This is a genomic window from Frigoribacterium sp. CFBP 13712, assembly GCF_014842255.1.
Lineage (GTDB): Bacteria > Actinomycetota > Actinomycetes > Actinomycetales > Microbacteriaceae > Frigoribacterium.
This window is the reverse complement of the sequence record NZ_JACYVH010000011.1, coordinates 21,553-47,072: the sequence shown is the minus strand read 5'-3', so window position 1 is coordinate 47,072 and position 25,520 is coordinate 21,553. Positions and strand designations below refer to the sequence as shown.

The following is a 25,520-nucleotide window of genomic DNA, read 5'->3' as shown; positions in this document are numbered from 1 at the left end:
AGATGACCACCTACTCCGATGACGAGATCGTCGACGCCGTCGTGATCGGCACGGGCGCCGGCGGGGCGCCGATCCTCAGCACGCTGGCGGCGCAGGGTCTGCACGTCGTCGCGCTCGAGGCGGGGGCGAACTTCGACCCCGAGCTCTTCACCCAGGACGAGACCGAGGCCGTCGCCATCAACTGGATGGACGAACGCCTCAGCGCCGGCGAGAACCCGACGGCCTTCGGCCTCAACAACAGCGGCAAGGGGGTCGGCGGGTCGACCCTGCACTGGGGTGCCTTCACACCCCGCCCCGACGAGCGCGATCTGCGGCTGAAGTCGCTGACCGGCAAGGGCGTCGACTGGCCGATCGAGCACGCCGAGCTGATCGAGTACATCGAGCGCGTCGAGGCCTTCGTCGGCATCGCCGGGCCCGCCGACTACCCGTGGGATCCTTCGCGGCGATACACGCTGCCGCCGGCGCCGCGCAACGCGTCGTCCGACATGATGATCCGCGGGTGCGAGGCGCTCGGCATCACCGCGACCGACGGCCCGGTCGCGATCACCACCGTCGACCGCGAGCAGGAGCACGCGGGCATGCGCCACGCCTGCGTCAACTGCGGCAGCTGCCACCAGGGCTGCCGCAACGGCGCCAAGGTCAGCATGGACACCACCTACCTGCCGTCGGCGGTGGCGCACGGCGCCGAGATCCGACCCGGGTCGATGGTGCACGGCATCGAGCTCGACGAGGCCGGCGAGGTATCGGCCGTCGTCTACACCCGCGACGGGGTCGAGCACCGTCAGCGCACGAAGGCGCTGTTCCTCTGCGCGGGCGGCGTCGAGACACCCCGTCTGCTGCTGCACACCGGGCTCGCCAACAGCAGCGACCAGGTGGGCCGCAACTACATGGCGCACGGGGCGACCCAGGTGTGGGGCACCTTCACCGAGGAGATCCGCAGCCACCGCGGCTACCCGTCGTCGATCATCACCGAAGACACGATGCGACCCGAGGGCGTCGACTTCGTGGGCGGCTATCTCATCCAGAGCCTCGGGGTCATGCCGTTGACGCTGGCCACGACTCTGGTGCGCGGCGGCGGACTCTGGGGCGACGAGCTCGTCGAGGCGATGGAGGGCTACCGGTACCTGGCCGGGGTCGGCATCAACGCCGAGTGCCTGCCGAGCGACGACAACCGCCTCGTGCTGTCCGACGAGCTCGACGAGTTCGGCATCCCCAAGGCGATCGTCTCGTTCAGCGCAGGCCCCAACGAAGACGCCATCGACGAGCACGCCATCGCGACGATGACCGCCATCGTCGAGGCCGCCGGCGCCACCGACACGATGGTGCTCGCTCGCACGGCGCACACCATCGGCACCTGCCGCATGGGCGACGACGCGACGGACGCCGTGGTCGACGCCGACGGGCGCAGCTTCGACGTACCGAACCTCTGGGTCTGCGACAACTCCGTCTTCCCGAGCGCGGTCGTCGCCAACCCCGCGTTGACGATCATGGCGCTCGGGCTGCGGACGGCCGAGAAGTTCCTGGCGGCGCGGGTCGCGGGGTAGACGGGGGCCGGTCGGCGGGGCCGGGGCAGCGGGGCCTGGTCGATCGGCAGGCGGCCGGTCGGTGGATCGCAGGATAAGCGGTGCGGGCGGCGGGCATCTCTGGGTTGTCCGTTTTCGGAAACTCCGGCGGATCGGGGCCGTACTCGGCTGGACAGGATCGAACGCTTGTTCGTATCTTGGTCCCGTGGGTAGTGACGAGAGTTGGAGCGACGGCGGCGTCGTCTACCGCATCACCGTCTTCGGCAACCGCCTGACCCTCGAGATGACCGAACCTCGCCGCGACGACAGCGATGACAGCGGCGGTGTCACGATGGACATCTCGCGCATGTGGCACCGCGGCCAGTCGGGTGCGGCCCGGTTGACGATCGTCAGCCGCACCGGCGCGGTCACGATCCCGTGCCCCCTGCCGATCGCCCGCCGTCTGGTCACCCGCTGGTCGGCCACGACCGGAGACAGCGTCGGCGACGACCGCCTCCCCATGAAGGACGAGCACCCCTAGCCGCACCGCTCCGCGCGCCCCCGCCCCCCTTCTGAGCAACTCGCGACTGAACGGCCCCTGACGGGCAGCATCTCCTGGCCTTTTAGCTCCCTCGGGGCAGAACTGTCGGGTTCGGCACGCGCCCGACGGCCCGGCCGGTCGGGTTCGGCCCCCGCGACGCCGACGCAGCCAGACTGGCGTCATGACCGCCCCGCTCGAGACCCCCGACGGCCGCTACATCGTCGTGCGCGGCCGCCTCTGGCGGCGGTCCGACCCGTCGCTGAGCGACGACCGTCGGGCCGAGCTCGTGCACGACCTGATGGAGGCGCGGCGCGCGAAGAAGACCGCGCTCGGCGACGACGACCCGGCCGCCGTCGAGCAGGCCCACGCCCGAGTCGACGCGGCGAAGACCGCCCTCGGCGAGCGCGGCCCCGTCTGGTGGAGCGACGACGCACCCGACGAGACCCGCCGCATGGCCGAGAACACGCGGTACGCCGACTGGTTCGCGTCGGTCGGGAAGCCGTAGACCCTGCCACGCTGGGAGGCATGCCGTCGCTCGATGCCCTCCGCGCCTCCTTCGTGTCCACCCGAGGAGGGGCGGTGGACGACAGCATCCCGCAGCTCGCCGAGGCCGACCCCGACCTGTTCGGGGTCGCTCTGGTCCGGCCCGAGGGCGAGGTGGTGGCCTCGGGTGACGCCGAGCATCCGTTCTCGATCCAGTCGGCCGTGAAGCCGTTCCTGTTCGCGTTGGCTCTCGCCGACTCGGACGGCGCCGCGCTCGACCGGGTGGGCATCGAGCCGACGGGCGAGGCGTTCGACGCGATCAAGCTCGAGAGCGACACGGGTCGGCCGCCGAACCCGATGGTCAACGCGGGGGCGCTGCTCACCGCCAACCTGGTCGACGGCGACTCGGGCGATGCGCGCATCCACCGGATCCTCGCCGGCCTCAGCGCCTTCGCCGGTCGCGAGCTCGACTACGACCGCGAGATCAGCGAGAGCGAGCAGCTGCACGGCGACCGCAATCATGCGCTCGCCCACCTGATGCGCTCGGAGGGGACGCTCGACGAGACCGCCGACGAGGCCGTCGCCGTCTACGCCCGCGCCTGCTCGGTGATGGTCGACGCCGTCGCCCTCGCCGTGATGGGGGCGACGCTGGCGTTCGGCGGGCGCAATCCGGTCACCGGCGAGCGGGTCGTCTCGGCCGAGGTGGCGCGCGACGTGGTCTCGGTGATGGCGACCTGCGGGGTCTACGACGGCTCGGGGCGCTGGATGCGCTCGGTCGGCGTGCCCGCGAAGTCCAGCGTCTCGGGCGCCATCGTGCTCGCCGCCCCGAATCGGCTCGGCGCGGCGATCATCAGCCCGCCGCTCGACGAGCTCGGCACGAGCGTCCGCGGCGAGGCCCTCAGCCGCGCCCTCGCCGAGCAGCACGGTCTGCACTCGTTCGGCTACCGCGGCTAGGACCGCCGGCACACCCGGCCGCGGGCGGCGGGCACCCGGCAGCCGGCACCCGCGTCAGGCCGGGGTCAGCAGCCCCCGCTCGAGCACGTCCGCGACGGAGAGCACCTTGTAGCCCTGGCTCTCGAAGAAGACGGTCATCCGGTCGTCGTCGGTGCCCATGACCGTGCCCTCGCCCCAGGTCGCATGGACGACGCGGGCGTCGGTGGCGAATGCAGGAGGCGCGGTGTCGGTGGGGTGCGCCTCCTCGTCTCCCGAGCGCGCCTCCTCGGCATCGATCCCGGCGCGGTCGTCGGACAGGCAGAGGTCGCAGTTGCCGCAGTGCTCGGGCGAGTCCTCGCCGAAGTAGCCGAGCAGGAACCGGCGGCGGCAGCCGGCGGCCTCGGCGAAGGTGCGCATCATCTCGATCCGGGACGTCGCGACGCGCTCGCGGGTCTGGGCGACCTCGCGAGCCGCGCCCGCCGCCTCCGCCGCGTCGAGACCGGCGACCGGCTCGAACCCGTCCGTCGACTCGGTCAGCGCCCCGCCCTCGAGCAGCAGATCGATGAGGCGCGACACCGTGCGCGAACCGAGCGCGAGCTGACCCGCGACCTCGGCACGGGTCACCGGGCGTCCGGCGGCCGACAGCGCCGTGAAGACCCCTCGCAGATCGGCGCGGCCGGGCAGCCCCGAGGCGAAGAACGACCGCAGCGACAGGTCCTCGGGCCGGTAGTGCAGGGTGGCGGTGGCCGGGTCGCCGTCACGACCGGCTCGCCCGATCTCCTGGTAGTAGGCGTCGAGCGAGTCGGGCACGTCGGCGTGCACGACGAAGCGCACGTCGGGCTTGTCGATGCCCATGCCGAAGGCGCTGGTCGCCACGACGACGTCGACCTCGCCGGCGTGGAACCTCTCGTGCAGCTGCCCGCGCTCGGCGGACCGCTGCCCGCCGTGGTAGCCGACCACCGTCCGGTCGGGGCGGCGTTCCGCGATCGCCGCCGTGTAGGCCTCGGTCGCTCTGCGGGTCGCCACGTAGACGATGCCGGGCGTGGTCGAGGCGGCCACCTGCTCGACGACGGCGCGCATCTTCTCGTCGTCGTCCTCGTGGCGCACCACCTCGAGGGCGAGGTTGGGACGATCGAAGCCGCGGCTGACGATCAGCGGATCGCGCAGTCGCAGCCGTTCGACCACCTCGTCGCGCACGGGCCCCGACCCGGTCGCCGTCAGCGCCAGCACCGTCGGGCGGCCGAGGCGCTCGACGATCTCGCCGAGATGCAGGTAGTCGGGCCGGAAGTCGTGACCCCAGGACGACACGCAGTGGGCCTCGTCGACCACGACGAGGGCGACTCCGGCGTCTCTCAGCCGGTCGACGGTCTCGTCTCGCGCGAGCTGCTCGGGGGCGAGGAACACGTACGTGATCTCGCCCGCGGCCAGACGCTGCCAGCCGGCGTCGTTCTCGGCGTCGGTGTGACCGGAGTTGATGGCGACGGCCGAGGGCGCATCGGGGCGGCCGACCAGCCCGGCGACCTGATCGGCCTGCAACGCGATGAGGGGCGACACGACGACGGTCGGCCCGTCGAGCACGGCACCGGCGACCTGGTAGATCGCCGACTTGCCGAACCCGGTCGGCATGATGCCCAGGGTGTCGCGACCCGCGACGACGGCCTCGATCGCCTCGAGCTGCCCGGCGTGCAGATCGTCCCAGCCGAACAGGTCGGCGGCGGCGGTCGTGATGCGGACGGTGCGGGCTGCGGGGGGTGCGGTGCATGCGGTGCTTGCGGTGTCGGCGGTGGGTGCGGTGCGTGTCGTGCTCATGTGGTCCTCGTGTCGGTGGGGCAGAGGTCCATCTCAGGCTCGCCGACCGTGACACGCGCACGACTGACAGCCGATGATCGGCCCGCCGTACCCCGGCTCCCGATCGGCGCGGCACACTACTCCGACCCGCCCTAGGATCGTCCACGGGGGAGCACCTGCTTCGAGAGATCACCCTTGGGGGGCCGCATGACCGACGACGACCGCGACGCGCAGGGGCCGGACGACGCGCCCGACGGGGCCCGCCAGCCCGATCAGCCCCGCCAGCCCGCCGAGCCCCGCCAGCCCGCTGAGCTATCCGGGCACGAGATGCTCTTCGGCACCCCCGACGACGACCCCGAACCCGCCACCGACACCGACCCCGACCGGCGTCGCGGTAGTCTCGCCCTGCCGATCATCGCCGTGACGGTCGCCGTCGTCACCGTGGTGGCCGCCTGCTTCGTCGTCTTCGGCGATGTCCTGGGAAGCGCTGGCCAGCCGACGGCCGAACCGGCCACGACGTCCGCGACCGCACGACCGGGTGCCGCGCAGTTCGGCCCCAGCGCGACCCCCACGCCGACCCCGACCCCCACCCCGTCGGGTGAACCGACCCCGCGCGCCGCCACGGCCGCGCCCGTCGACGCCGATCTGCCGGCGCCGTCGGTGGCGTCCGTCCCGGCCGGCACGGTCGTGACCGAGGGCGATGTGCGTTCTCCGCTCGGCAGCGTCGCGTACCACTACCGGGTGGTCGCCGACGGCTCGAACGGCTACGACGTCCAGTACTCGGGCTTCACGTCGACGCTGCCCGTGCCGGTGTCCGTGACGCTCATCGACATCGCGCCCTCGGTGGGCGACGGGCTGACCTCGTACGGCGTCGGCTCGGTGCTGCTGGGCGGGCCGACGAGCGCGCCGACGTCGGGGGGCACGCCCCTCGGCACCAGCCAGCCGTCGTACCTCGGCACGATCGTGACCTACTCGTCGGCTCCGTCGGCGGACGGCGTCCCGCTCGAGATCGGTCCCGACAAGGTGCTGGCCGTGCAGTCCGTCGCCTGGAGCATCCCGCCGCGCGAGACCAACATCGCCCCCGCCGACTCGGGCCCCGCGTCGCTCGCGGCCGGCACGGTCACCTCGACGACCGACGCCGGAGCGCCCCGCAGGTACCTCGTCTCCCCGAACGACACCACCGACGCGGTCGCCGCCCGGTTCGGCATCTCGGTCGCGGCGCTGATCTACCTGAACGCCGGGCTGCAGGTGCTCGACGACGAGCAGCGCCTGTTCGAGGGCACGACGCTCAATCTCGATCCCGCGAGCGTCTGACCGGCCCGCGCCGCGCCTCCTCGGCTCTCCTGAGAGGCCTGCGCCGCACGGCAGGAGGCGCGGGTCAGCCGGTCGCGACCGCCGGCTCCGCATCGAAGCGGGCACCCTCGGGCCGCGGGGGCGTCAGCACGAAGATCAGGAAGACGAGCCAGCCGACGAACGGCACGAACAGGATGAACGCCCACAGCCCGCTGCGGTTCGCATCGTGCAGACGCCGCCAGGTGATGGCGAGGGTCGGCACGGCCGTCGCGAGGTAGATCGCGAGGAGGATCGCGTTCGGCGCGGTCGAGAACGACTGCCCGTCGACCTCGCTCCAGTCGCCGGTCAGCACACCCGTGACACCCTGGATCGCGAACGGCAGCGCGAACTGCACCAGCGCCACCCACCAGTACTCGGCCCGCCCCGCCCGACCCGAGAAGGTCGCGTACTTGACGACGAACCGGCGCATGGCCTCGACGAACGACGCTCGGTAGTACGGCTGGTCGATCGGCCGACGGTCGCGGTCGTTGGGGGCGGAGGCGATGGTCACGGTCTCATCGTAGGTGGCGAGTCGGCCGCGAAAGCGTTATCCACAGGGCTCGGACGCGGCGACCCCCGCCCCCTAGGCTGAGCGAAACGACCGCGTACCGAGGGGACCGCTCATGACCGACAACACGCCCAACGACCCGAACCAGCCGGGCCACCAGAACCCGCAGGGCCAGCCCGGCTACCCGCCCCAGGGAGGCGCGCAGCAGCCCTACGGATCGGCTCCCCAGGCGTACACGCCCGGCTCGAACGAGACCACGGGCGGCAGCAAGCCCCCGTCGAAGGGCATGGCCATCGCCGGCTTCGTCCTCTCGTTCTTCGGTCTGCTCGCCATCGTGGGTCTGATCCTGAACATCATCTCGTTCCGCCGGTTCGGGCGTGCGGGTCAGCCGCGCGGCCTCTCGCTGGCCGGCATCATCATCTCGATCGTGGTCATCATCATCACGGTCATCGGCATCATCGTGCTCATCGCCAGCGCCACCGTCCTGCTGCAGCAGTGTGCGGACCTCGGCCCCGGCACGCATGTGGTCGACGGCGTCACCTACACCTGCAGCTGAGCTTCACCCCCACCGCACCAGCCCGACGGGCCGGTGCCGCACCCCGGGTCATCGGCCCGCCGGAGCGGCGCCGGCCCGTCGCCGCGTCCGGCGCCGCCGCCGCGCGCGCAGCGCGCAGCGTCTGGCGCCGCGCGCCCAAACGAAGTGACGCGAAGCGGGCGATTCAGCGCCCCGAGCCCCCGCTTCGAGTCACCTCGTTCAGAGCCGGCGGCGCGGCCCGCACCTCGGCCACACGAGGTGACGCAAAAGGGGCGGTTCGGCGGACTGAGGCGCCGGTTTGAGGCACCTCGTTCGGAGCCGGCGGAGCGGCTCGCACCCCGGCCACACGAAGTGACGCAAAAAGGGCGGTTTGGCGGACTGAGGCGCCGGTTTGAGGCACTTCGTTCGGGGACGACGGAGCAGCGCCCGCCGCGCCGCACCTCGGCCACACGAAGTGACGCAAAAGGGGCCGTGCCGCGGCCCGAGGCGCCGGTTTGAGGCATTTCGTTCGGAGCCGTTGGAGCGGCGGCCTCAGCGTGCGCAGCCCGGCCACACGAAGTGACGCGAAAGGGGCGGTCTGGCGGACTGAGGCGCCGGTTTGCGGCACCTCGTTTAGAGCCGGCGGAGCGGCGCGCGCGGCGCCCGCCGCGCCCCACCTCGGCCACACGAAGTGACGCAAAAGGGGCGGTTCGGCGGGCTGAGGCGCCGGTTTGAGGCACTTCGTTCGGAGCCGGCGGAGGCGGCGGCGCGGCGCCCGCGGCGCCGCACCCCGGCCACACGAAGTGACGCAAAAGGGGCGGTTTGGCGGACTGAGGCGCCGGTTTGGGGCACTTCGTTCGGAGCCGGCGGAGCCGGCGGCGCGGGGCCCGCGGCGCCGCACCTCGGCCACACGAAGTGACGCAGAAGGGGGCCGTGCCGCGGCCCTAGGCGACGGTTCGGGGCACCTCGTTCGGGGCGGGCGGGAGCGGCGAGCGCCTCGACGTCGAACGACCGGGGTCGCGCCGGCGAGTGAGGTTAGGCTAACCTAATCGCTTGTGACCCCCCATCTGCCGACCGGCGCCGCCCTCGTGGCCGACGGCGTCTCGATCGCCTACGACGGCGTCGACGTCGTCCACGACGCCCGACTCGAGCTCCGCCCCGGATGCGTCACCGCGCTGATCGGGCCGAACGGCAGCGGGAAGTCGACGCTCCTGCGGACCCTCGCGCGCCTCCAGCAGTCGCGGATCGGCTCACTCGCCCTCGCCGACGGCGTCGACACCCGGTCCGCCGACACCCGGCCCGCCGACCACCAGCCCGCCGCCACCCGGTCCGCCGACCACAGCGACGCCGACCACCAGCCCCTCGACGCCCTCGCGCTCTCGCCCCGCGACTTCGCCCGTCGCGTCGCCATGCTCACGCAGGGCCGCCCCACCCCGAGCGGTCTGACCGTGCGCGACGTCGTCGAGTTCGGCCGCTACCCGCACCGCGGCCGCTGGGGTCGGGGCGATGCCGACGGCTCGTCCGCCGTCGACCGCGCCCTCGACCTGACGGGTGTCGCCGCCCTCGCCGACCGCGGGGTCGACCAGCTCTCGGGCGGGCAGCTGCAGCGGGTCTGGCTGGCCAGCTGCCTCGCACAGGACACCGGTGTGCTGCTGCTCGACGAGCCCACCACGTACCTCGACCTCCGCTATCAGGTCGAGCTGCTCGACCTCGTGCGCGAGCTGGCCGACGACCGGCGCATCGCCGTCGGAGTCGTGCTGCACGACCTCGACCAGGCTGCCGCTCTCGCCGATCGCATCGTCGTGCTCAGCGAGGGCCGCGTCGTCGCCGAGGGCGAGCCCGCGGCCGTGCTGACACCGCACCTCCTGAGCGAGGTCTGGGGCATCCGCATCGACGTCGACACCGACCCCACCACCGGCCACCTGCGCACCCGCGCGATCGGCCGTCACCACACCAGAACCGAGAGGCTCCACCCGTGAACACCAGACGACGACTCCTGACGGCGGCGGCCGTCGCCGCCGCCGCAGCCCTCACCCTCGCAGGGTGCGGCACCACCGAGACGACCGACGCCGGTGCGACCGCCGAGAGCGGCGAGCAGATCACGCTGACCGACGCGACCGGCACCGAGATCACGCTCGACGGCCCGGCGACGAAGGTCGTCGGCACCGAGTGGAACGTCGTCGAGGACCTCGTCGCGCTCGGCGTCGACCCGGTCGGCGTGGCCGACGTGCCCGGCTACGAGGCCTGGGGCTCCGCGGTGCCGCTGACGAACGAGCCCACCGACATCGGCACGCGCGGCGAGCCGAGCCTCGACACCGTCGCCTCGCTCGCGCCCGACCTGATCGTCGCGACCACCGATCTGCCCGCCGACGCCGTGACGCAGCTGCGTGAGATCGCGCCCGTGCTGCAGATCACCTCGGCCGACGCCTCGCGCCAGATCGAGAACTCGACCGACAACCTGGACCTGATCGCGAAGGCCACCGGCACCGAAGACCAGGCGACCGAGGTCAAGAACGCCTTCACCGACGCGCTGGCCGAGGGCAAGAAGGCCATCGCGGACGCCGGGCTCGAGGGCACGAACGTGGCCTTCGCCGACGGCTACGTCGACGCCGGCCAGGTCGGGATCCGCCCGTACGCCGCCGGGTCGCTCGTCGGCGACGTCACGGAAGAGCTCGGTCTCGCCAACGGCTGGACGGTCGAGGGCGACCCCGCCTACGGTCTCGCCTCGACCGACGTCGAGGGGCTCACGCAGCTGCCCGACGACACGCAGTTCCTGTACATCACGAACGAGGTCGACGGCGACGACCCCTTCGCCGACGTGCTGGGCGACAACGCCGTGTGGAAGTCGCTGCCCTTCGTCGAGTCGGGCGACGTGCACCGCCTGCCCGACGGCATCTGGATGTTCGGCGGCCCGGCCGCGATGACGGGCTACATCGACGCCGCCGTCGCCGCGCTGACCGACTGACGCCCGACCGACCGACGCCTGACGCACCGAGCGACGCCACGACCGTGACCGCGACCGTCATCCCCACCGATCCCGTCCCGCCGACCCGGCAGGGGCGACCCGAGCGAGCCGAGGAGGCGCGGGTCGCCGCGCCCCGCCGGCTCACCCCTCGATCGGTCGGGGTGACGGTCGCGCTGGTCGCCGTCGTCGTGCTCCTCGCCCTCGTCGACATCACGCAGGGCACCGCCGACGTCGGGCCCCGGCAGGTGTGGCAGGCCCTGACCGGGACGGCGACGGCGGGCGACGCGTCCGTGGTGGTGGCGTCGCGCCTCCCTCGGATGGTCGCCGGTCTCGTCGTCGGAGTCGCCCTCGGGGCCGCGGGCGCCGCGCTGCAGCAGATCAGCCGCAACGTGCTGGCCTCGCCCGACACCCTCGCGGTGAACGCCGGAGCCTCCGCGGCCCTCGCCGTGGCCGCGGTCACCGGTCTGACGCTGCCGCTGCTGGCCTCGTCGGGCGTCGCGTTCGTCGGCGGTCTGATCGCCGCGGCGGTCGTGCTGGCCCTGTCGGGACTCGGCTCGGGCACCGTGCGGCTGGTGCTCGCCGGCAGCGCGCTGGCGCTCGGGCTCGCCTCGGTCACGAGCTCGCTGCTGCTGCTGTTCCCGCAGCAGACCGTCGGCCTCTACCAGTGGGGGCAGGGCAGCATCTCGCAGAACGGCTTCGCCGGCGTGGTGCAGCTGACCCCGATCGTCGTGGTCGGGCTCGCCGTGCTGCTGCTCGCCTCGACCCGCATCGACGCCCTGGCCCTCGGCGACGACGCGGCCCGCAGCGTCGGGGTCGACGTGCGCACGACCCGCGTCGTGACGGTGCTCGCCGCCGTGCTGCTGTCGGCGGCGGCCGTGACCCTGACCGGTCCGATCGGGTTCGTCGGGCTCTGCGCACCCGCCCTCGTGCGGTTGATGCGACGCCTGGTGCCCGCCGTGCGGCGCTCGCTGGTGCTCATGCCGCTCGCCGGGCTGACCGGCGCCGGGCTCGTGCTCGGCGCCGACGTGCTGCTGCGGGTGCTGGTCGGGGCCGAGGCCTCGGTGCAGGTGCCGACCGGGGTCGTAACCTCGCTGCTCGGAGCCGTCTTCCTGGTCGTGCTCGCCTTCAGGGCCCGCGACCACGGCGGGGCGACGCCGGTCGAGCGGCACCCGATCGTGTCGCGCACCCGCTACGTCGCGACCCTCGTCGTCGTCGCGGCGGTGCTGATCGGCGTCGTCGTCGCGTCGGTGCTGCTCGGCGACGCGAAGCTGCTGCTCGGCGACGTCGTCAACTGGATCGCGGGCCGCTCGGGGCCGGTCGTCAGCTACGTGCTCGACACGCGGGTGCCGCGGGTCGTCGCGGCCGTCACGGCGGGCGCCGCGCTCGCCCTCGCGGGCACCCTCGTGCAGGGCGCCACCCGCAACCCGCTGGCCGAGCCGGGCATCGTCGGCGTGACCGGCGGCGCGGGGCTCGGTGCCGTGCTGTTCGTCACCACCGTGCCCGCGGCGTCGGGCTGGGGCATCGCCGGGGCGGCCTTCGTCGGCGCGGTCCTCGCCTCGCTGATCGTCTTCGGTCTCGCCGCGCGCAGCGGCTTCGCCCAGAACCGCCTCGTGCTGATCGGCATCGGGGTCGCGACCGCGACGACCGCCGCGATCAGCCTGCTCATCGTGCTCACCGACCCGTTCAATGGGGCGAAGGCGCTCACCTGGCTGTCGGGCTCGACCTACGGCCGCTCGCTCGCCGACTCGGCGCCGGTCGCGCTGGCACTGGTGCTGGCGGTCGTCGTGGTGGTCGCACAGCGTCGCCGCCTCGACCTCGTGGGGGTGGACGACGACACGCCGCGCCTCCTCGGGGTCTCGCTCTCGCGCTCGCGCCTGGTCTTCCTGGCCCTGGCCGTGGTGCTGACGGCGACGGCCGTGGCGGCGGTCGGCGTGGTCGGGTTCGTGGGGCTCGTCGCACCGCACGCGGCCCGGGCGCTGGTCGGCAGGAGGCACGCCAGGGTCGTGCCCGTCGCCGTGCTGCTCGGAGCCGTGCTCGTGGGCCTGGCCGACGTGCTCGGACGCACCGCGATCGCCCCCGCGCAGCTCGGCGCGGGGCTGCTGACCGCCGTGATCGGGACGCCGTACTTCGTCTGGCTGCTCTGGCGCGGTCGCCGCTAGGGCGCGGGGCGCGGGCGCGGGCGCGGCACCGCCCTCCCAGGCCCGGCACCGCCCCGCACGCCCGGCCACCTCCGCGACACCTGTCGTCTCACTGCCGGTCACGCGCTCTCATTACGGTGCCGGAGGCCCGCTCGGGCCCACCCCGCACCGGACGAGAGGCACGATCATCACCACCGCGACCCCCCGACGAACCCCGCGACCAGGCCTCGCTCCCCGCCGACGCATCACGTCCCTCCTCGCCGCCGGAACCGGCCTCGGCATCGTCCTCTCCGGCTTCGGCGCGCTCTCCGCATCGGCGGCCACGCCCTTCGACCCGGCCGAGCTGAGCTACCCGTACCCCTCGAACGCCACGTACGACTACGTGCCGATCATCGACCGGTTCACGCAGCTGCGGGCCGACCGCCCCGACATCATCGCGCTGAACGACGCGATGACCGTGACGATCAACCAGAATGCGACCGCCGAGCAGGTCGACCGCGCCATCGTCGACCAGTACGACGACATGTCCGTGTCGATGGCCGACGGACTCGGCGAGAACCTGGGTGCGATCTACCGCGACGCGCGTCTGGCGGGCGAGCTGCCCAAGACCGAGGCGCTGCTGGCGAAGAGCGGCGGGCTGGTCGGCTACTACTCGTCGTCGAACCCCGCGAAGGAGCACTTCGACTGGGACCGCCCCTACATCCGGTTCCCCGAGCTGCTGACCTACCGCGACAAGCCGGGCGGCGACGCGTGGGCCTCCACGTCGGGCGCCTACCCGAGCGGGCACACCTCGCAGGCGTACTGGCAGGGCACCTCGCTCGCCACGATGCTGCCCGAGCTCGCGCCGCAGATCCTGGCCCGCACCTCCGAGGCGGGGAACAACCGCATCGTGATGGCCGCGCACTACCCGCTCGACGTGATGAGCGGTCGCATGATGGGTCAGCACATCGTCGAGCGCCGGTGGTCGGACCCCGAGTTCCGCACCCTGTTCGAGCAGGCGAGCACCGAGCTGCACCAGGTGCTCGAGGCCGGCTGCGGCGCGCCCCTCGCCGAGTGCATCGCCGCCGACACCCCGTACCTGAGCGACGAGGAGGCGCTGGCCGTCTACCGAGACCGCCTCGGCTACGACTTCCCCCTGGTCGGCGCCGCCGGTGAGCCGATCACCGTGCCCGAGAACGCGGAGTCGCTGCTCATCACGAGCCACCCCGACCTCACCGCCGAGCAGCGTCGCCAGGTGCTCGCGCTGACCGCCGTCGACTCGGGTCGTCCGCTCGACGAGGGCGCCGAGGGCAGCTGGCAGCGGCTCGACCTCGCGGCGGCCATGTCGGCGTCGGTGACGGTCGCGGCCGACGGCACGGTCTCGCTCGTCGACCCGGCCGCGCCGCCGGTCGACCCGGCGCCGACCGACCCCGCGCCCGTGGACCCGGCTCCCGTCGACCCGGCGCCCGTCGACCCTGCTCCCGTCGACCCGGCGCCGACCGACCCTGCCGCGCCCGCGCCCGCGGATCCGACCGACCCGGCCGCGGTGCCCGCCGACGACGAGCAGGACGCCGGAGGCGCGGCGCAGCAGCCCGGACCCGGCACGTCCGCCGGTGACGACCTCGCTCTGGCCGACGACGGGTCGCTCGCCTACACGGGCTCGGAGTCGATCGCGGGCATCGTCGCCGCGGCGCTCGCGCTGGTGGCCGCCGGAGCGGGGCTCATCGTCGTCCGACGCCGACGCCTCCGCCGCCTCCGCTAGCGGCCCCCGGCCACGGTGGTCGGAAGACGCCCTCCGCCACGGCGCGCGAGGGCGTCTTCCGCCCACCCTCGAGCACCCCGCCCGCCCGCCCGCCCGCCAGGCTGGGCAGAAAACGCCCCCCACCGCCCGCGCAAGGGCATCTTCCGCCCACCCCGCGACCAGGCTGGGCAGAAAACGCCCCTCACCGCCCGCGCAAGGGCTTCTTCCGCCCACCCTCGGGCGGGGCAGGGCGGGGCGGGCTCGCGCTCGCGCTCGGGCGGGGCGGGCTCGCGCGCGAGCGCGCGGACTCGGCGGCGACTCAGCCCTGGCGCGCCACCGCGTGCTCGGCCTGCTCGCGGGTCAGGTCGGTGACTCCTCCGCAGTTCGTGCACTGGTTCGAGTACCGCGACGACACCGTGAACAGCGGGATGAAGAACAGCGTGAACTTCGTCGAGAGCTTCTCGACGCGCTGCGGCACGTTCTTGTCGCAGTAGCCGCAGATGAACACGACGGTCACGAGCAGCGAACGGCGGAGGGTCGTGCCGAAGAGGAGGAACATCGCTCGACCGTAGTCCAGCGGCCTCCGCGGACGTCGAGCGGCATCGAGGTGACGCATCCGGGGCCCTCCGAGGGGCGGGGAGCGCTGGACGGGTCACCTCGATGCACGTCGGCCGCGCGACGAGGCCGGCCGAGTGCACGACGGGTGTTGCACGATCGTGACGACCCGCGCCTCCTCGGCTCGGTAGCGTCGGGGGCATGGGGACGACGACACGACTTCGACAGGGCGTCATCGGCGGAATCGCGGCCGTGCTGCTGCTGACCGGGTGCACCGCAGGAGGCGCGGGTGACGACTCCGCGAGCCCCGGCCCGACAGGCGGTGGCGACTCGACCCCCTCCGCCGGCGCCACGCCGTCGTCGACGCCTGCACCCGACGACTCGGCCGCCTCGCCGGTCACCGAGATCGACCTCGACTGCGCCGCCCTGCTCGACTCCGCCACCGCGAGCGCGCTGCAGCCCGAGTGGACTCCGCGCGACTACTACGCCCGGGCCGATGCCGTGCCCGCCGACTACGCGATCGCGCAGGAGGGCGGCCTGATCTGCACGTGGAACGACGGGGCCGCCTCCGACGGCAAGAACAACCCCGTGCCGGGCAGCGACTACACGGGGCTGCTCGTGCAGGTGCTGCCGCACGCCGCCGAGCAGTACGCGCAGCTGGTCGCCACCTACGGCGAGAAGACCGAACCCGACTGCTACGACAACATGAGCGTCGAGAACCAGGGGACCGCGGGCTGCACGCACGACATGCTGATCGGCGACACCTGGGTCAGCATGCTCGCGACCGGACTCGTCGTGCCCGAGGGCGGCTCGAACGAGAAGGTCTTCGCGCCGGCCGTGCGCTCGGTCACCGACGCGGTCACCGCGGCCGACGTCTCGGACGACCCCTGGCCGCTCGGCGGGGCGCTGCCCGGCTTCACCTGCAACGCCGACGCCCCGATCGACGGAGCGGCGCTCGGCATCGACGACGAGGTGCAGCTCGTGCTGCCCGGCGGCGGGTACTCGATCTACGCGGCGGCCTGGCAGCGTGCGGCGGCCTCGAACTGCTTCGTGTCGGTCGCCGACGGCGGTGCCGACGCCGCGGTCGACTCGGTGGCCGACGAGAGCCTGCTGGTAGGAGGCGCGTGGGCGCTCGATCAGCGGCTCGAGTTCGGGCACGTCGACGCGTCGTCGGCGGTCGAGGTGCCGGGGCTCGCCTCGGGAGACCGCGCCTACCGCACCTGCGCCGAGACGTGCATCACCGACCTGGTGCTCGGCGACGACTGGGTGCGGCTGACCGTGCACCCGGTCGCGGTGCCCGACGTCGAAGCGGCCAGCGAGGCGCTCGCCGCCGACTACGTCGCCCGCGCAGCCGCGTAGCGCCGGCGCGCGCCCCGCGCGCGCCGCGCCCGCCGCGCACCGCGCGCGCTGCGGGCCGCCCCATCGAAGTGACGCGTCAGGGCCCCTCCCGGCCCCCGACGCCCCCTTTCGAGTCATCTCGATCCGCGCGGCCCGCGGTACGCGACCCGACGCCCATCGAAGTGACGCGAAGGTGGCCCTCCCGGCCCGTGACAGCCCTTTTTGGGTCACCTCGATCGGCACAGGGCGGTCGGCACGGCCCCACGCCCATCGAAGTGACGCGTCGGGGGGCCTGGCGGTGCGCGACGGGCCCTTTCGGGTCACCTCGATCGGCGGGGGCGACGGCCCCCTCGGGTCACCTCGAGCCGCGCACGGCCCGCGGTACGCGACCCGACGCCTATCGAAGTGACGCGAAGGTGGCCCTCCCGGCCCGCGACAGCCCTTATTGGGTCACTTCGATCGAGACGGGGCTGGCGCGGCACGGCCCGGGGCCCATCGAAGTGACGCGTCGGGGGGCTTGGCGGCGCGCGGCGGGCCCTTTCGGGTCACCTCGATCGGGGGGCGCCGCGCAGCGGCGCGGTGCCGCGGCACGGGACTCAGCGGCGCGAGAAGACGTGGTCCGGTTCTCGCACGTCGAGGGCGCCCGTGTAGAACCCGAGAGAGAACGACTCCGCGAAGAAGCCGTCGAAGTCGCGGTACCCGACGGCGAGGAGTCGTCCGTCGACGTCGAGTTCGAGCATGCCCTGCTCCTCGTCGAGCACAGACCAGGTGCCGTCGGTCGAGATCGAGCTCGGCCGCGGGTCCGCGCGGCAGGCCTCGAGCTCGGGGTCGCCGGCCGATCCGCCGCACGCGAGGGCGGCCGGGAGGTCGTGCGCCTCGAACGTGCCGTCCTCCGACAGGACGATCGCCGCGGCCCCGTCGCCTGAGCTCTCGATCCACGTGCCGTGGAGTCGCTCCGCGAAGGCCTCGGCGCTCCGGTCGCCGACGAACGGGGCACCGGCGCAGGCGCTCAGCACCATCGAGGTCGACGCGATCATGAGCACCGCCAGGGCCCTGCTGCGACTCGGCACCTGATCCGCCCCTCCCCCGGGACTCCTCGGCGACACGATGCACCGGTCACCGGCGACAGTGCCGCGACCCCACCGAGGAGGCGCGCTACAGGAATCGGAGCGAGTGACGGGAATCGAACCCGCGCTACCAGCTTGGGAAGCTGGAGTTCTACCATTGAACTACACTCGCGCACCGCGTCGGACGCGGACCAGTCCACTATAGCGACCCGCGCCTCCTCGGCCGCTCACGACCCCTGCGGTCAGAGGCCGCCGACGCCGACGATGCGGAGGTCGAGCGAGGGCTCGACGAGTTCGGACTCGACGGCGAGGCGCCCGAGGAGGCGCTCGGCGACATCGCGCGCGACCCGCGGCCCGGCGGCCTCGTCGCTCACGGCGATGTCGAGTGTGATCCGGGTCTCGGCCTTCGTGACGACGATCCCCACGATCGGAGCCGAGGGCCCCGTCACCGTCGCCACGGCACCCGAGCCGTCCACGACATCTGCCGCACCAGCGGCTCCAGCGCCACCCGCCGCACCCGCGGCACCGGCATCCGCCCCACCGCCGAGCCCCGTGCCTCCGCCGACCACGCTGGTCAGTCCGTCGACCGCGCGCCGCACGACCGTACCGAACCCCGGGCGGGCCTGGACGCGCACGACGCCCGGCGTGCCCGCGGCGAGGACCCCGAGCTCGGTCGCGAGCTGTGAGAGTCGGCTGTCGTCCATCACAGGCCTCCGTCGGCTTCGTCGTCGAGCTGGTGCACGTCGCGCACCGTCACATCGACACTCTCGACCACGAGCTCGGTCTGCTGCAAGAGGTGTCGGGCGACGGCGTCGCGGACCTCGTCGGCGAGCGGCTGCACGGCCACGCCGTAGAGGGCGCTGATGGCGACGTCGACCGTCACGATCGCGTCGGGCTGCGCGACGTCGCCCACGATGGCGCACGAGATGACGAGCGCTCCGTCGATCGAGTCGCCCGCCTCACGGATCAGCCCGCGGACGGCCCCCTCGGTGATGTGCAGCGTCGTCCGCTCGTGGGTCGACGTGAGCGGGATCTCGCGGCCCGAGCGCGACTCGAGTCGCACGCGGCTCATGACGTCGGCGATCCACGACGGCGCCGGGGCGGGGGTCGCGGCGACCTCGTCGGTCAGCAGCTGGGCCGAGATGCCGCGCAGCCGCTGCAGCGCGTTGAGCTGGGCGAGCGCCGACGGGTCGTCCTCGATGAGGGGGTCGTAGGGCTGCCGGCCCTCGTCGAGGTAGTCGGCGATCCGCTCGATGCTCACGCCGTCGTCGGGGGCGGCGTCGACGGCCGCGTCGAGCTCGGCCTCGGCGTCGGCTGCGGTCACCGCGTCGCCGGCCGCGGTCGCGTGCTCGGGGTCGAGTCCGTGCGCGATCGCATCGGCGGTCGTCTCGGCGCCGGTGGGCGACGGGGTCGCGTCAGCGGCCCCCGAGGAGGCGAGGGTCGGCCCGCTCTCGTCGCCGTCGTACCCGGAGGAGCGGGTCGGGTCGTCGCTCATCGCCAGGCCTCCATCTCTCGGGTCAGTGTCTCTCGGGCCCGGGCCAGCAGGCCTCGGACGGCGGTCACGGTCGTGCCGGTGGTCTCGGCGATGTCGGCGTACGACTCGCCTCCGATCTCGCGGAGCGTCCAGACCTGGCGTTGGCTCTCGGGCAGTCGACGCAGCGCCGAACGGAGACCCGACATGGCGTCGCCGGTGACGACCGCGCGCTCGGGGTCGTCGCGGCCGCCGGGCTCGCTCGGCAACTCCAGCTCGTCGACGTCGCTGGCCGGACGCCGCGAGCGCACCAGGTCGAACGACTTGCGCGACACGATCCGCATCATCCAGCCGCGCACGGCGGCCGGCTCGCTGAGGGTCGGCAGCTCGCGCCAGATCGCGATCGAGGCCTCCTGCACGGCGTCGTTCGCATCAGCGCGCGAGCTCGTGAGACGAACCGCGTAGGCGGTCATCAGACCGAGGTGCCGGCGGAGCAGCTGCTCGAAGGCCCTCTCGTCTCCCTCCGCGGCGCGCGACGCGAGCACCGCGTCGGACGCTTCGGACAGGTCGACCGCCACCGCGCCTCCTCGGCTGGATCCGATCGGGGCGCATCGCTGTGACCCGACCTCCGGTGCTCCGGTAGAACGGAGCGGAACAGAGTGCCGACGGACACCGTGACGATTCGGTCGCGGCATGCGTCTCGTAGACGACTAAACCACGAACGACTCCACCGCACATCCGACAGACAGGATCCGATCATGACCGACACGACTCCCCCCACCGTCAACCCCGCTGCGACCGGCGCCGCGAGCACCCCCGTCGCGGGCACCGCCGCGGCGACCGGCACGGCGCGCGCGACCGGGCGCACCGTCATCGCCGACACCGTCATCTCGAAGGTGGCCGGCATCGCCGCCCGCGCGGTGCCCGGCGTCCACGCGCTCGGCGGCGGCGCCGCACGCGCGTTCGGTGCGATCCGCGACGTGGTCGGCAGCCAGGACCTCGCCCAGGGCGTCCGCGTCGAGGTCGGCGAGACCCAGGTCGCGGCCGACGTGTCGATCGTCGTCGAGTACCCGCTGCCCATGAGCCGGATCGCCGACGACGTGCGCGCCAGCGTCGCCGACGCGATCGAGCAGCTCGTGGGCATGCAGGTCGCCGAGGTGAACGTCGCCGTCGTCGACGTGCACATCGCCGGGGTCGACGACGACGAGGGGTCCGCACCCGTCGCGACCCGCGTCGTCTAGCGGGCGGCGGCAGCCGGGCGTCCGGGCGGCCCGGGCGGCCAGCGGCCTCAGCGCACGGCGAGCAGGATCTTGCCGCTGTGCCCGCCCGACTCCATGCGCTCGTGCGCGGCCGCCGCGAACTCGAGCGGGAACACGCTGTCGAGCACCGGGCGCACGTCGCCCCGCTCGACGAGCGGCCAGACGTGCTCGCGCACCTGCGCCATGATCTCGCGGCGCTCCTCGAGGGGGCGGGCGCGCAGGGTGGTGCCCCAGATGCGGGCGCGCTTGGCCATCAGGCGGCCGACGTCGATGGTGGCGTCGCGGCCACCCTGAGCGGCGATCACCATGATGCGACCCCCGACGGCGAGCGCGTCGACGTCGCGGGCGAGGTAGTCGCCGCCGACGAGGTCGAGGATCACGTCGACGCCCCGGCCGCCGGTGAGCTCGTGCACGACCTCGACGAAGTCGTCGCTCTTGTAGTCGATGCCGCGGTCGGCGCCGAGCTGCTCGCAGAACTCGACCTTGGCCGGGGTGCCGGCGGTGGCGTACACGGTCGAGCCGAGGGCCTTGGCGAGCTGGATCGCGATCGACCCGACCCCGCTCGATCCGCCGTGCACGAGCAGGGTCTCGCCCGGCTGCAGCTGCGCGTTCATGAACACGTTCGACCAGACGGTCGCGACCGCCTCGGGCAGACCGGCCGACTCGACGAAGTCCATGCCCTTCAGGTACGGCAGCAGCAGCCCTGCGTCGACCGACACGCGGTCGGCGTAGCCCCCGCCGGGCAGCAGGGCCACGACGTGGTCGCCCAAGGAGGCGCTGGTCACCTCGCTGCCGACGGCCACCACCGTGCCGCTCACCTCGAGCCCCGGCCACTCGGGCGCTCCGGCCGGAGACGGGTAGTGCCCCTCGCGCTGGTTCACGTCCGCGCGGTTGACGCCGGCGGCCGCGACGTCGATGACGACCTCGTGCGCTCCGGCGACGGGCTCGGGCACCTCGCTGACGATCAGGGCACGGGGCCCTCCGGGCACGGGGACGGTGACAGCACGCATGCGCCCATCCTCCCCCAACCGGGCTGACCGGGCCTCCCCGCGGTGCCGAGCGCGCCTCCTGCCGGGCTGACCGGGCCTCCCCGCGGTGCCGAGCGCGCCTCCTGCCGGGCTGACCGGGCCTCCCCGCGGTCCTGACTAGGCTGGCCGCGTGCTGCTCTCCGACCACGACATCAAGCTCGAACTCGACGCGGGCCGCATCGGCCTCGACCCCTACGACCCGGCGCTGATCCAGCCGTCGAGCATCGACGTGCGGCTCGACCGGCTGTTCCGCCTGTTCGACAACCACAAGTACCCGTTCATCGACCCCGCCGTCGAGCAGCCCGAGCTGACCCGGCTGGTCGAGACGAAGGCCGACGAGCCGTTCATCCTGCACCCGGGCGAGTTCGTGCTCGGCAGCACCTACGAGCTGGTCAGCCTGCCCGACGACGTCGCCGCCAGACTCGAGGGCAAGAGCTCGCTGGGGCGTCTCGGGCTGCTGACGCACTCGACGGCCGGGTTCATCGACCCCGGGTTCAGCGGTCACGTGACCCTCGAGCTGTCGAACGTCGCGACGCTGCCGATCAAGCTCTGGCCCGGCATGAAGATCGGGCAGCTGTGCTTCTTCCGGCTCAGCTCTCCGGCCGACCACCCCTACGGCTCGAGCGAGTACGGCTCGCGGTACCAGGGTCAGCGCGGGCCGACGGCGAGCCGGTCGGCGCAGTCGTTCGTGCACACCGACGTCAGCCGCTAGCCCCGCGGCGCCGCGTCGCGTCGCCACGGCCGCGCCAGTTCGGTCGATGAGTCACGACACGCCGCGGCACCCCGAGGAGGCGCGGCGCGTCGTGACTGATCGACTTCGGTAGCGAGACCCCCGGGCCCGGCACAGGGCATGAGAAGGGGGTGCGGGGAGAAACCCGACATCTCAACCCGCACCCCGTGACTCGCGATCCTGAACCGGTCATCGCGAGGCATCAACATCTTGTAACGAATACTCACTTTTGTGAGCGTCCTGGACGAAGAACGAAGTATCAGGACGCCGCGCGAAGGTCAATCCCTTGCACGCTCGCACCTCGCACCCCTGTCGACCCGCGCCTCCTGAGCCCTGCGGCGGCGGCAGCCGTGGCAGCCGTGGCGGCGGGAGCAGCCGTGGCCGCCGTGGCAGCCGTGGCGGCGACTCGTCGTGCGTCAGGACTCGAGGGTCTCGCGCGGCGAGCGGCCGTACGCCTCGAGGTGGAGCGCCGAGAAGCGGCCCGCGTGGGCGAAACCCCAGTTCGCCGCGATGCCCGCGACGGTGTGCCCCAGGGTGGGGTCGCTCGCCAGCAGCTCGTCGTGGGCGCCGCGCAGCCGAGCCTTCCGCAGCTCGGCCATGGGGGTCGAGTCGAGGTGCTTGCGGAACGCGAGCTGCAGCCCGCGCGGGGTCAGCCGGGCGGCCTCGGCGATCTCGGCGACGCCGATGTCGTCGTGCGCGTGCTCGGCCATGAACGTCATCGCGCGGCGCACGGTCGAGGGCAGCAGGGGCCCTTCGCTCCGCTCGTCGAGCCCGACGGCGGTGGTCGAGAACCCCTCGACGAACGCCGCGACCACGGTGCGGAACGCGGCCGACCGCACGAGCTGACTCTCCATCGCCGCGTCGTTGCCGACCAGCTGCCGCAGATGCCCCGACACCGACCGCCAGTGCTTCTGGTGCGCGGGCGAGACGGGGTTCATCGAGGTGAGGTGCAGTCCGCGCGGGGCGGTGAGACCGAGCACGGCGAGCTCCTTCTCGACCGCCTCGCGATCGAGCATGATCTGCGACAGCTCGAGGTGCTCCGACCGGGTGTCCTTGACGCGACTGCTCGAGAAGGCGACGGTCTGGCCCGTCGTGCCCCGCACCTCCTCGACTCCGTCCGAGACGGTCACCCGACCCGCGACGACGGTCGCGATGCTGAAGTACGGGAGGGGGTCGCTGAGGGTCCGCACGACTCCGCCGTACTCGAGGTGACCGACGGCGAAGCGGGATTCGCCGGTGACCGATCGGCGGAACCGGAAGTCGTCGGAGACGGCGGCGTCGAGCGACTGCAGACGGTAGACGCGGTGCAGGATCTCGTGCGCGACGGCGCGGTCGGTCGTCTCGATGCTGCGGACGCGCGGGTCCGCGAAGGGATTCGGTGACATCGGTGTCGGCCCGGGTCGGGTGGTGGCCGCGGCGAACGGGGTCCGGGTTCGCGTGAGCTCGTCGACCTGATCCGTCGACTGGGCGAAGGCTACCGCGGAAACCCGCGCGACAGCAGGCTCCGCACGGGTGGGATCCCGAGCCGCGGGACGGGGCGTAGCGTCGCCGACATGGACTACAGAACTCTGGGAAACAGCGGCGCCTCCGTGTCGGAGCTGACACTCGGCACCATGACCTTCGGCGCCGAAGCCGACGAGACCACCTCCTTCGCCCTGCTCGACGCCTTCGTCGCGGCGGGCGGCACCCTGGTCGACACCGCCGACGTGTACAGCGCGGGCGTGTCGGAGGAGATCATCGGGCGCTGGCTCGCGAAGCACCCGACCGAGGAGGCGCAGGTCGTGCTCGCGACGAAGGGGCGGTTCCCGATGGGGGCCGGCCCGAACGACGTCGGGCTGTCGCGCCGTCACCTCGCGACCGCCCTCGACGCCTCCCTCACCCGACTCGGCGTCGAGCACGTCGACCTCTATCAAATGCACGCGTGGGACCACCTGACGCCGATCGACGAGACCCTGCGGTTCCTGGACGACGCCGTCAGCGCGGGCAAGATCGGCTACTACGGCTTCTCGAACTACCTCGGCTGGCAGGTGAGCAAGGCCGTCGGTCGCGCCGCGGCCCTCGGCTTCACGCCGCCCGTGACCCTGCAGCCGCAGTACAACCTGCTCGTGCGCGACATCGAGCACGAGATCGTGCCGGCCTCGCTCGACGCCGGCATCGGCCTGCTGCCGTGGTCGCCCCTGGCGGGCGGCTGGCTGAGCGGCAAGTACACCCGCGACCAGGCCCCGACCGGCGCCACCCGCCTCGGCGAGGACCCGAAGCGCGGAATGGAGGCCTGGGAGGCGCGGAACGCGGACGAGCGCACCTGGGCCGTCCTCGACGAGGTCACCTCGATCGCCGCCGCCCACGACGCGTCGGCGTCGCAGGTCTCGCTCGCGTGGCTGCTGCGTCAGCCCGCGGTGACGTCGGTCATCCTGGGCGCGCGGTCGGTCGAGCAGCTCTCCGACAACCTCGGGGCGTCGGACGTCGCGGTCGCGCTGACCGACGACGAGGTGGCCCGACTGTCGGCCGCCAGCGCACCGCGGATCGACGACTACCCGTACGGCACCGCCGGCGTCGCGCAGCGCGACCGCAAGCTCGCCGGCGGCCGCTAGCCGCTCGCGCGGCCCCTCGCGCCGCCGCGCAGCGCCCGGCGCCGGCGCGATACACCCCGTTTTCGGCGCTACACCCGGATCTTCCGGGGTGCTGCGCCGAGAACGGGGTGTCGCGCTGAGCGGCGGCGGCGCCGGCGGCGGCGCTCAGCGGTGCAGCGAGCGGGTGGCGCCGACACGACCGCGCGCCACCCGCACGGCCACCGTCACGCCGAGCACGACGACCGCCGCGATGATCGCCGCGACGCCGGCCACCGTGTTCTCGGGTTCGCCGAGCAGACGGCCCACGGCGATCCACGACAGGCCCCAGCTCAGCGACAGGGCGGGGGCGATGCGCCCGCGCCCGGCGAAGGCGATCGCGACGCCGACCAGGGCCGCGACCCCGAGCACCACGGCCGACCAGAAGCCGGCCGGCAGACCGAAGCCGTCGAAGCCGGCGTCGACGAACCCGGCGGCCACGTTCGCGACCGTCGCCACGCTGACCCAGCCGAGGTAAAGGCCGAAGGTGCCGTCGGTCACGACGGCGTCGACCCAGCCGCTCGAGGCGGTGTGGAAGCAGATGACGAAGATGCGCGCCAGCACGAGCAGCAGCGCGACGATCACGGCCGCGCCCAGCCAGACGCTGCCGAGCTGCACGGCCGCGAAGAGCCAGCCCGCGTTCAGCAGCATCGAGGCGGCGACCCAGTAGCCGAGGCGGCGGTGCCGCGTGACGGCCCGCTGACGCGGCAGGGCCTGGTAGACGGCGTAGGCGACGAGGCCGAGGTAGATGACGCTCCAGATGCTGAACGCGATGGTCGCGGGGGCGACGGTCGTGGCCGTGGCGCTGAGGGCTCCCCCGGCGGCGTCGGCGACCGCGGTGCCGCCGAAGGCGCCCGACCCGACGGCCGCGAGCACGATCGCGACGACCGCGCTGACCAGCACGACGATCTGGCGGACGACGTCGGCGCCTGTGGCGGGCGAGGCGCCGGTGGCGCGCGAGTCGCCCGCCGCGGGCGACGGGGTACGGGCGTGGCTGCTGGTCTGCGGGTCGGAACTCATGCGGACGACGCTAGTCGCGCCT

At 73.3% G+C, this 25,520-nt stretch carries 24 protein-coding genes and 1 tRNA gene; 14 read left to right on the top strand and 11 right to left on the bottom strand.

Features of this window, described 5'->3' with window-relative positions:
* Positions 1–2 precede the first annotated feature (2 nt).
* From IFT51_RS14030 to glsA, 4 genes are all read left to right on the top strand, one after another.
* A complete protein-coding gene (locus IFT51_RS14030) occupies positions 3–1,544 on the top strand; it encodes a GMC family oxidoreductase (protein WP_244637314.1) in 1,542 nt (513 codons plus the stop codon).
* Positions 1,545–1,728: 184 nt separating this feature from the next.
* Complete coding sequence (locus IFT51_RS14025) at positions 1,729–2,043, top strand: hypothetical protein (protein WP_192061708.1); 315 nt, start codon at positions 1,729–1,731, stop codon at positions 2,041–2,043.
* 181 nt (positions 2,044–2,224) lie between these two features.
* Positions 2,225–2,548: a hypothetical protein gene (locus IFT51_RS14020; protein ID WP_192061707.1), complete on the top strand. Its 324-nt coding sequence runs from the start codon at positions 2,225–2,227 to the stop codon at positions 2,546–2,548.
* A gap of 20 nt (positions 2,549–2,568) precedes the next feature.
* A complete protein-coding gene (glsA, locus tag IFT51_RS14015; RefSeq protein WP_192061706.1) occupies positions 2,569–3,480 on the top strand; it encodes a glutaminase A in 912 nt (303 codons plus the stop codon).
* Positions 3,481–3,534: 54 nt separating this feature from the next.
* Here the strand turns inward: glsA and IFT51_RS14010 are convergent, their stop codons facing one another.
* Positions 3,535–5,268 (bottom strand): ATP-dependent DNA helicase RecQ, encoded by a 1,734-nt coding sequence (locus tag IFT51_RS14010; protein WP_192061705.1) that lies wholly within the window; start codon positions 5,266–5,268, stop codon positions 3,535–3,537.
* 186 nt (positions 5,269–5,454) lie between these two features.
* Between IFT51_RS14010 and IFT51_RS14005 the strand changes: the two genes are divergently transcribed.
* The gene (locus tag IFT51_RS14005) at positions 5,455–6,561 is read left to right on the top strand and encodes a LysM domain-containing protein (protein ID WP_192061704.1); all 1,107 of its coding nucleotides are present in this window, start codon (positions 5,455–5,457) and stop codon (positions 6,559–6,561) included.
* A 64-nt stretch (positions 6,562–6,625) separates the two neighbouring features.
* On the opposite strand, the gene IFT51_RS14000 is transcribed toward IFT51_RS14005, so the two are convergent.
* A complete protein-coding gene (locus IFT51_RS14000; RefSeq protein WP_371740820.1) occupies positions 6,626–7,090 on the bottom strand; it encodes a DUF805 domain-containing protein in 465 nt (154 codons plus the stop codon).
* Between the two features lie 112 nt (positions 7,091–7,202).
* On the opposite strand from IFT51_RS14000, the gene IFT51_RS13995 reads away from it, so the two are divergent.
* The 5 genes from IFT51_RS13995 (at position 7,203) to IFT51_RS13975 (ending at position 14,445) form a co-directional block, all read left to right on the top strand.
* The gene (locus tag IFT51_RS13995) at positions 7,203–7,643 is read left to right on the top strand and encodes a DUF4190 domain-containing protein (protein ID WP_192061703.1); all 441 of its coding nucleotides are present in this window, start codon (positions 7,203–7,205) and stop codon (positions 7,641–7,643) included.
* A gap of 1,013 nt (positions 7,644–8,656) precedes the next feature.
* Complete coding sequence (locus IFT51_RS13990) at positions 8,657–9,580, top strand: ABC transporter ATP-binding protein (protein ID WP_371740819.1); 924 nt, start codon at positions 8,657–8,659, stop codon at positions 9,578–9,580.
* On the top strand, positions 9,577–10,566 hold the full coding sequence (locus IFT51_RS13985; protein ID WP_192061702.1) for an ABC transporter substrate-binding protein: 990 nt from the start codon (positions 9,577–9,579) through the stop codon (positions 10,564–10,566). The genes IFT51_RS13990 and IFT51_RS13985 overlap by 4 nt, the downstream gene beginning before the upstream one ends.
* 44 nt (positions 10,567–10,610) lie before the next feature.
* Entirely contained in the window at positions 10,611–12,725 is a 2,115-nt protein-coding gene (locus IFT51_RS13980; RefSeq protein WP_371740818.1) for an iron ABC transporter permease, read from the top strand.
* Between the two features lie 361 nt (positions 12,726–13,086).
* Complete coding sequence (locus IFT51_RS13975) at positions 13,087–14,445, top strand: phosphatase PAP2 family protein (protein WP_244637313.1); 1,359 nt, start codon at positions 13,087–13,089, stop codon at positions 14,443–14,445.
* Positions 14,446–14,743: 298 nt separating this feature from the next.
* Here the strand turns inward: IFT51_RS13975 and IFT51_RS13970 are convergent, their stop codons facing one another.
* A complete protein-coding gene (locus tag IFT51_RS13970; protein ID WP_192061701.1) occupies positions 14,744–14,983 on the bottom strand; it encodes a zinc-ribbon domain-containing protein in 240 nt (79 codons plus the stop codon).
* A 197-nt stretch (positions 14,984–15,180) separates the two neighbouring features.
* Here IFT51_RS13970 and IFT51_RS13965 point away from each other — a divergent pair, with 197 nt between their 5' ends.
* Positions 15,181–16,338 carry a hypothetical protein gene (locus IFT51_RS13965; RefSeq protein WP_192061700.1) on the top strand — a complete coding sequence of 386 codons (1,158 nt, stop codon included), beginning with the start codon at positions 15,181–15,183 and terminating at the stop codon, positions 16,336–16,338.
* A 575-nt stretch (positions 16,339–16,913) separates the two neighbouring features.
* Here IFT51_RS13965 and IFT51_RS13960 read toward each other — a convergent pair.
* The 5 genes from IFT51_RS13960 to IFT51_RS13940 form a co-directional block, all read right to left on the bottom strand.
* Positions 16,914–17,387, bottom strand: coding sequence for a hypothetical protein (locus tag IFT51_RS13960; protein WP_192061699.1), 474 nt, complete (start codon positions 17,385–17,387; stop codon positions 16,914–16,916).
* A 98-nt stretch (positions 17,388–17,485) separates the two neighbouring features.
* Positions 17,486–17,556, bottom strand: a tRNA-Gly gene (locus IFT51_RS13955).
* 70 nt (positions 17,557–17,626) lie between these two features.
* Positions 17,627–18,088 carry a hypothetical protein gene (locus IFT51_RS13950; protein ID WP_192061698.1) on the bottom strand — a complete coding sequence of 154 codons (462 nt, stop codon included), beginning with the start codon at positions 18,086–18,088 and terminating at the stop codon, positions 17,627–17,629.
* Positions 18,088–18,879 (bottom strand): Asp23/Gls24 family envelope stress response protein, encoded by a 792-nt coding sequence (locus IFT51_RS13945; protein ID WP_192061697.1) that lies wholly within the window; start codon positions 18,877–18,879, stop codon positions 18,088–18,090. The genes IFT51_RS13950 and IFT51_RS13945 overlap by 1 nt, the downstream gene beginning before the upstream one ends.
* Positions 18,876–19,433, bottom strand: coding sequence for an RNA polymerase sigma factor (locus IFT51_RS13940; protein ID WP_371740817.1), 558 nt, complete (start codon positions 19,431–19,433; stop codon positions 18,876–18,878). Before IFT51_RS13940 ends, IFT51_RS13945 begins: the two co-directional genes overlap by 4 nt.
* Before the next feature lie 180 nt (positions 19,434–19,613).
* Between IFT51_RS13940 and IFT51_RS13935 the strand changes: the two genes are divergently transcribed.
* Positions 19,614–20,096 (top strand): Asp23/Gls24 family envelope stress response protein, encoded by a 483-nt coding sequence (locus IFT51_RS13935; protein ID WP_192061695.1) that lies wholly within the window; start codon positions 19,614–19,616, stop codon positions 20,094–20,096.
* Between the two features lie 47 nt (positions 20,097–20,143).
* On the opposite strand, the gene IFT51_RS13930 is transcribed toward IFT51_RS13935, so the two are convergent.
* The gene (locus tag IFT51_RS13930; RefSeq protein ID WP_192061694.1) at positions 20,144–21,124 is read right to left on the bottom strand and encodes an NAD(P)H-quinone oxidoreductase; all 981 of its coding nucleotides are present in this window, start codon (positions 21,122–21,124) and stop codon (positions 20,144–20,146) included.
* A gap of 148 nt (positions 21,125–21,272) precedes the next feature.
* On the opposite strand from IFT51_RS13930, the gene dcd reads away from it, so the two are divergent.
* Entirely contained in the window at positions 21,273–21,854 is a 582-nt protein-coding gene (gene dcd / locus IFT51_RS13925; protein WP_192061693.1) for a dCTP deaminase, read from the top strand.
* 434 nt (positions 21,855–22,288) lie between these two features.
* Here the strand turns inward: dcd and IFT51_RS13920 are convergent, their stop codons facing one another.
* Positions 22,289–23,257 (bottom strand): AraC family transcriptional regulator, encoded by a 969-nt coding sequence (locus IFT51_RS13920; protein WP_192061692.1) that lies wholly within the window; start codon positions 23,255–23,257, stop codon positions 22,289–22,291.
* Between the two features lie 168 nt (positions 23,258–23,425).
* Between IFT51_RS13920 and IFT51_RS13915 the strand changes: the two genes are divergently transcribed.
* Complete coding sequence (locus IFT51_RS13915) at positions 23,426–24,463, top strand: aldo/keto reductase (protein WP_192061691.1); 1,038 nt, start codon at positions 23,426–23,428, stop codon at positions 24,461–24,463.
* A gap of 144 nt (positions 24,464–24,607) precedes the next feature.
* Here the strand turns inward: IFT51_RS13915 and IFT51_RS13910 are convergent, their stop codons facing one another.
* A complete protein-coding gene (locus tag IFT51_RS13910) occupies positions 24,608–25,498 on the bottom strand; it encodes a TspO/MBR family protein (RefSeq protein WP_192061690.1) in 891 nt (296 codons plus the stop codon).
* Positions 25,499–25,520 lie beyond the last annotated feature (22 nt).

Excerpts from the sequence above, each read along its gene's own strand:
- IFT51_RS13970 (WP_192061701.1), bottom strand. The coding sequence starts at position 14,983 with ATGTTCCTCCTCTTCGGCACGACCCTCCGCCGTTCGCTGCTCGTGACC.
- IFT51_RS13950 (WP_192061698.1), bottom strand. The coding sequence starts at position 18,088 with ATGGACGACAGCCGACTCTCACAGCTCGCGACCGAGCTCGGGGTCCTC.
- glsA (WP_192061706.1), top strand. The coding sequence starts at position 2,569 with ATGCCGTCGCTCGATGCCCTCCGCGCCTCCTTCGTGTCCACCCGAGGA.
- IFT51_RS13935 (WP_192061695.1), top strand. The coding sequence starts at position 19,614 with ATGACCGACACGACTCCCCCCACCGTCAACCCCGCTGCGACCGGCGCC.
- IFT51_RS13915 (WP_192061691.1), top strand. The coding sequence starts at position 23,426 with ATGGACTACAGAACTCTGGGAAACAGCGGCGCCTCCGTGTCGGAGCTG.
- IFT51_RS14020 (WP_192061707.1), top strand. The coding sequence starts at position 2,225 with ATGACCGCCCCGCTCGAGACCCCCGACGGCCGCTACATCGTCGTGCGC.
- IFT51_RS13910 (WP_192061690.1), bottom strand. The coding sequence starts at position 25,498 with ATGAGTTCCGACCCGCAGACCAGCAGCCACGCCCGTACCCCGTCGCCC.
- IFT51_RS14010 (WP_192061705.1), bottom strand. The coding sequence starts at position 5,268 with ATGAGCACGACACGCACCGCACCCACCGCCGACACCGCAAGCACCGCA.
- IFT51_RS13965 (WP_192061700.1), top strand. The coding sequence starts at position 15,181 with ATGGGGACGACGACACGACTTCGACAGGGCGTCATCGGCGGAATCGCG.
- IFT51_RS13945 (WP_192061697.1), bottom strand. The coding sequence starts at position 18,879 with ATGAGCGACGACCCGACCCGCTCCTCCGGGTACGACGGCGACGAGAGC.
- IFT51_RS14005 (WP_192061704.1), top strand. The coding sequence starts at position 5,455 with ATGACCGACGACGACCGCGACGCGCAGGGGCCGGACGACGCGCCCGAC.
- IFT51_RS13920 (WP_192061692.1), bottom strand. The coding sequence starts at position 23,257 with ATGTCACCGAATCCCTTCGCGGACCCGCGCGTCCGCAGCATCGAGACG.
- IFT51_RS13930 (WP_192061694.1), bottom strand. The coding sequence starts at position 21,124 with ATGCGTGCTGTCACCGTCCCCGTGCCCGGAGGGCCCCGTGCCCTGATC.
- IFT51_RS14030 (WP_244637314.1), top strand. The coding sequence starts at position 3 with ATGACCACCTACTCCGATGACGAGATCGTCGACGCCGTCGTGATCGGC.
- IFT51_RS13995 (WP_192061703.1), top strand. The coding sequence starts at position 7,203 with ATGACCGACAACACGCCCAACGACCCGAACCAGCCGGGCCACCAGAAC.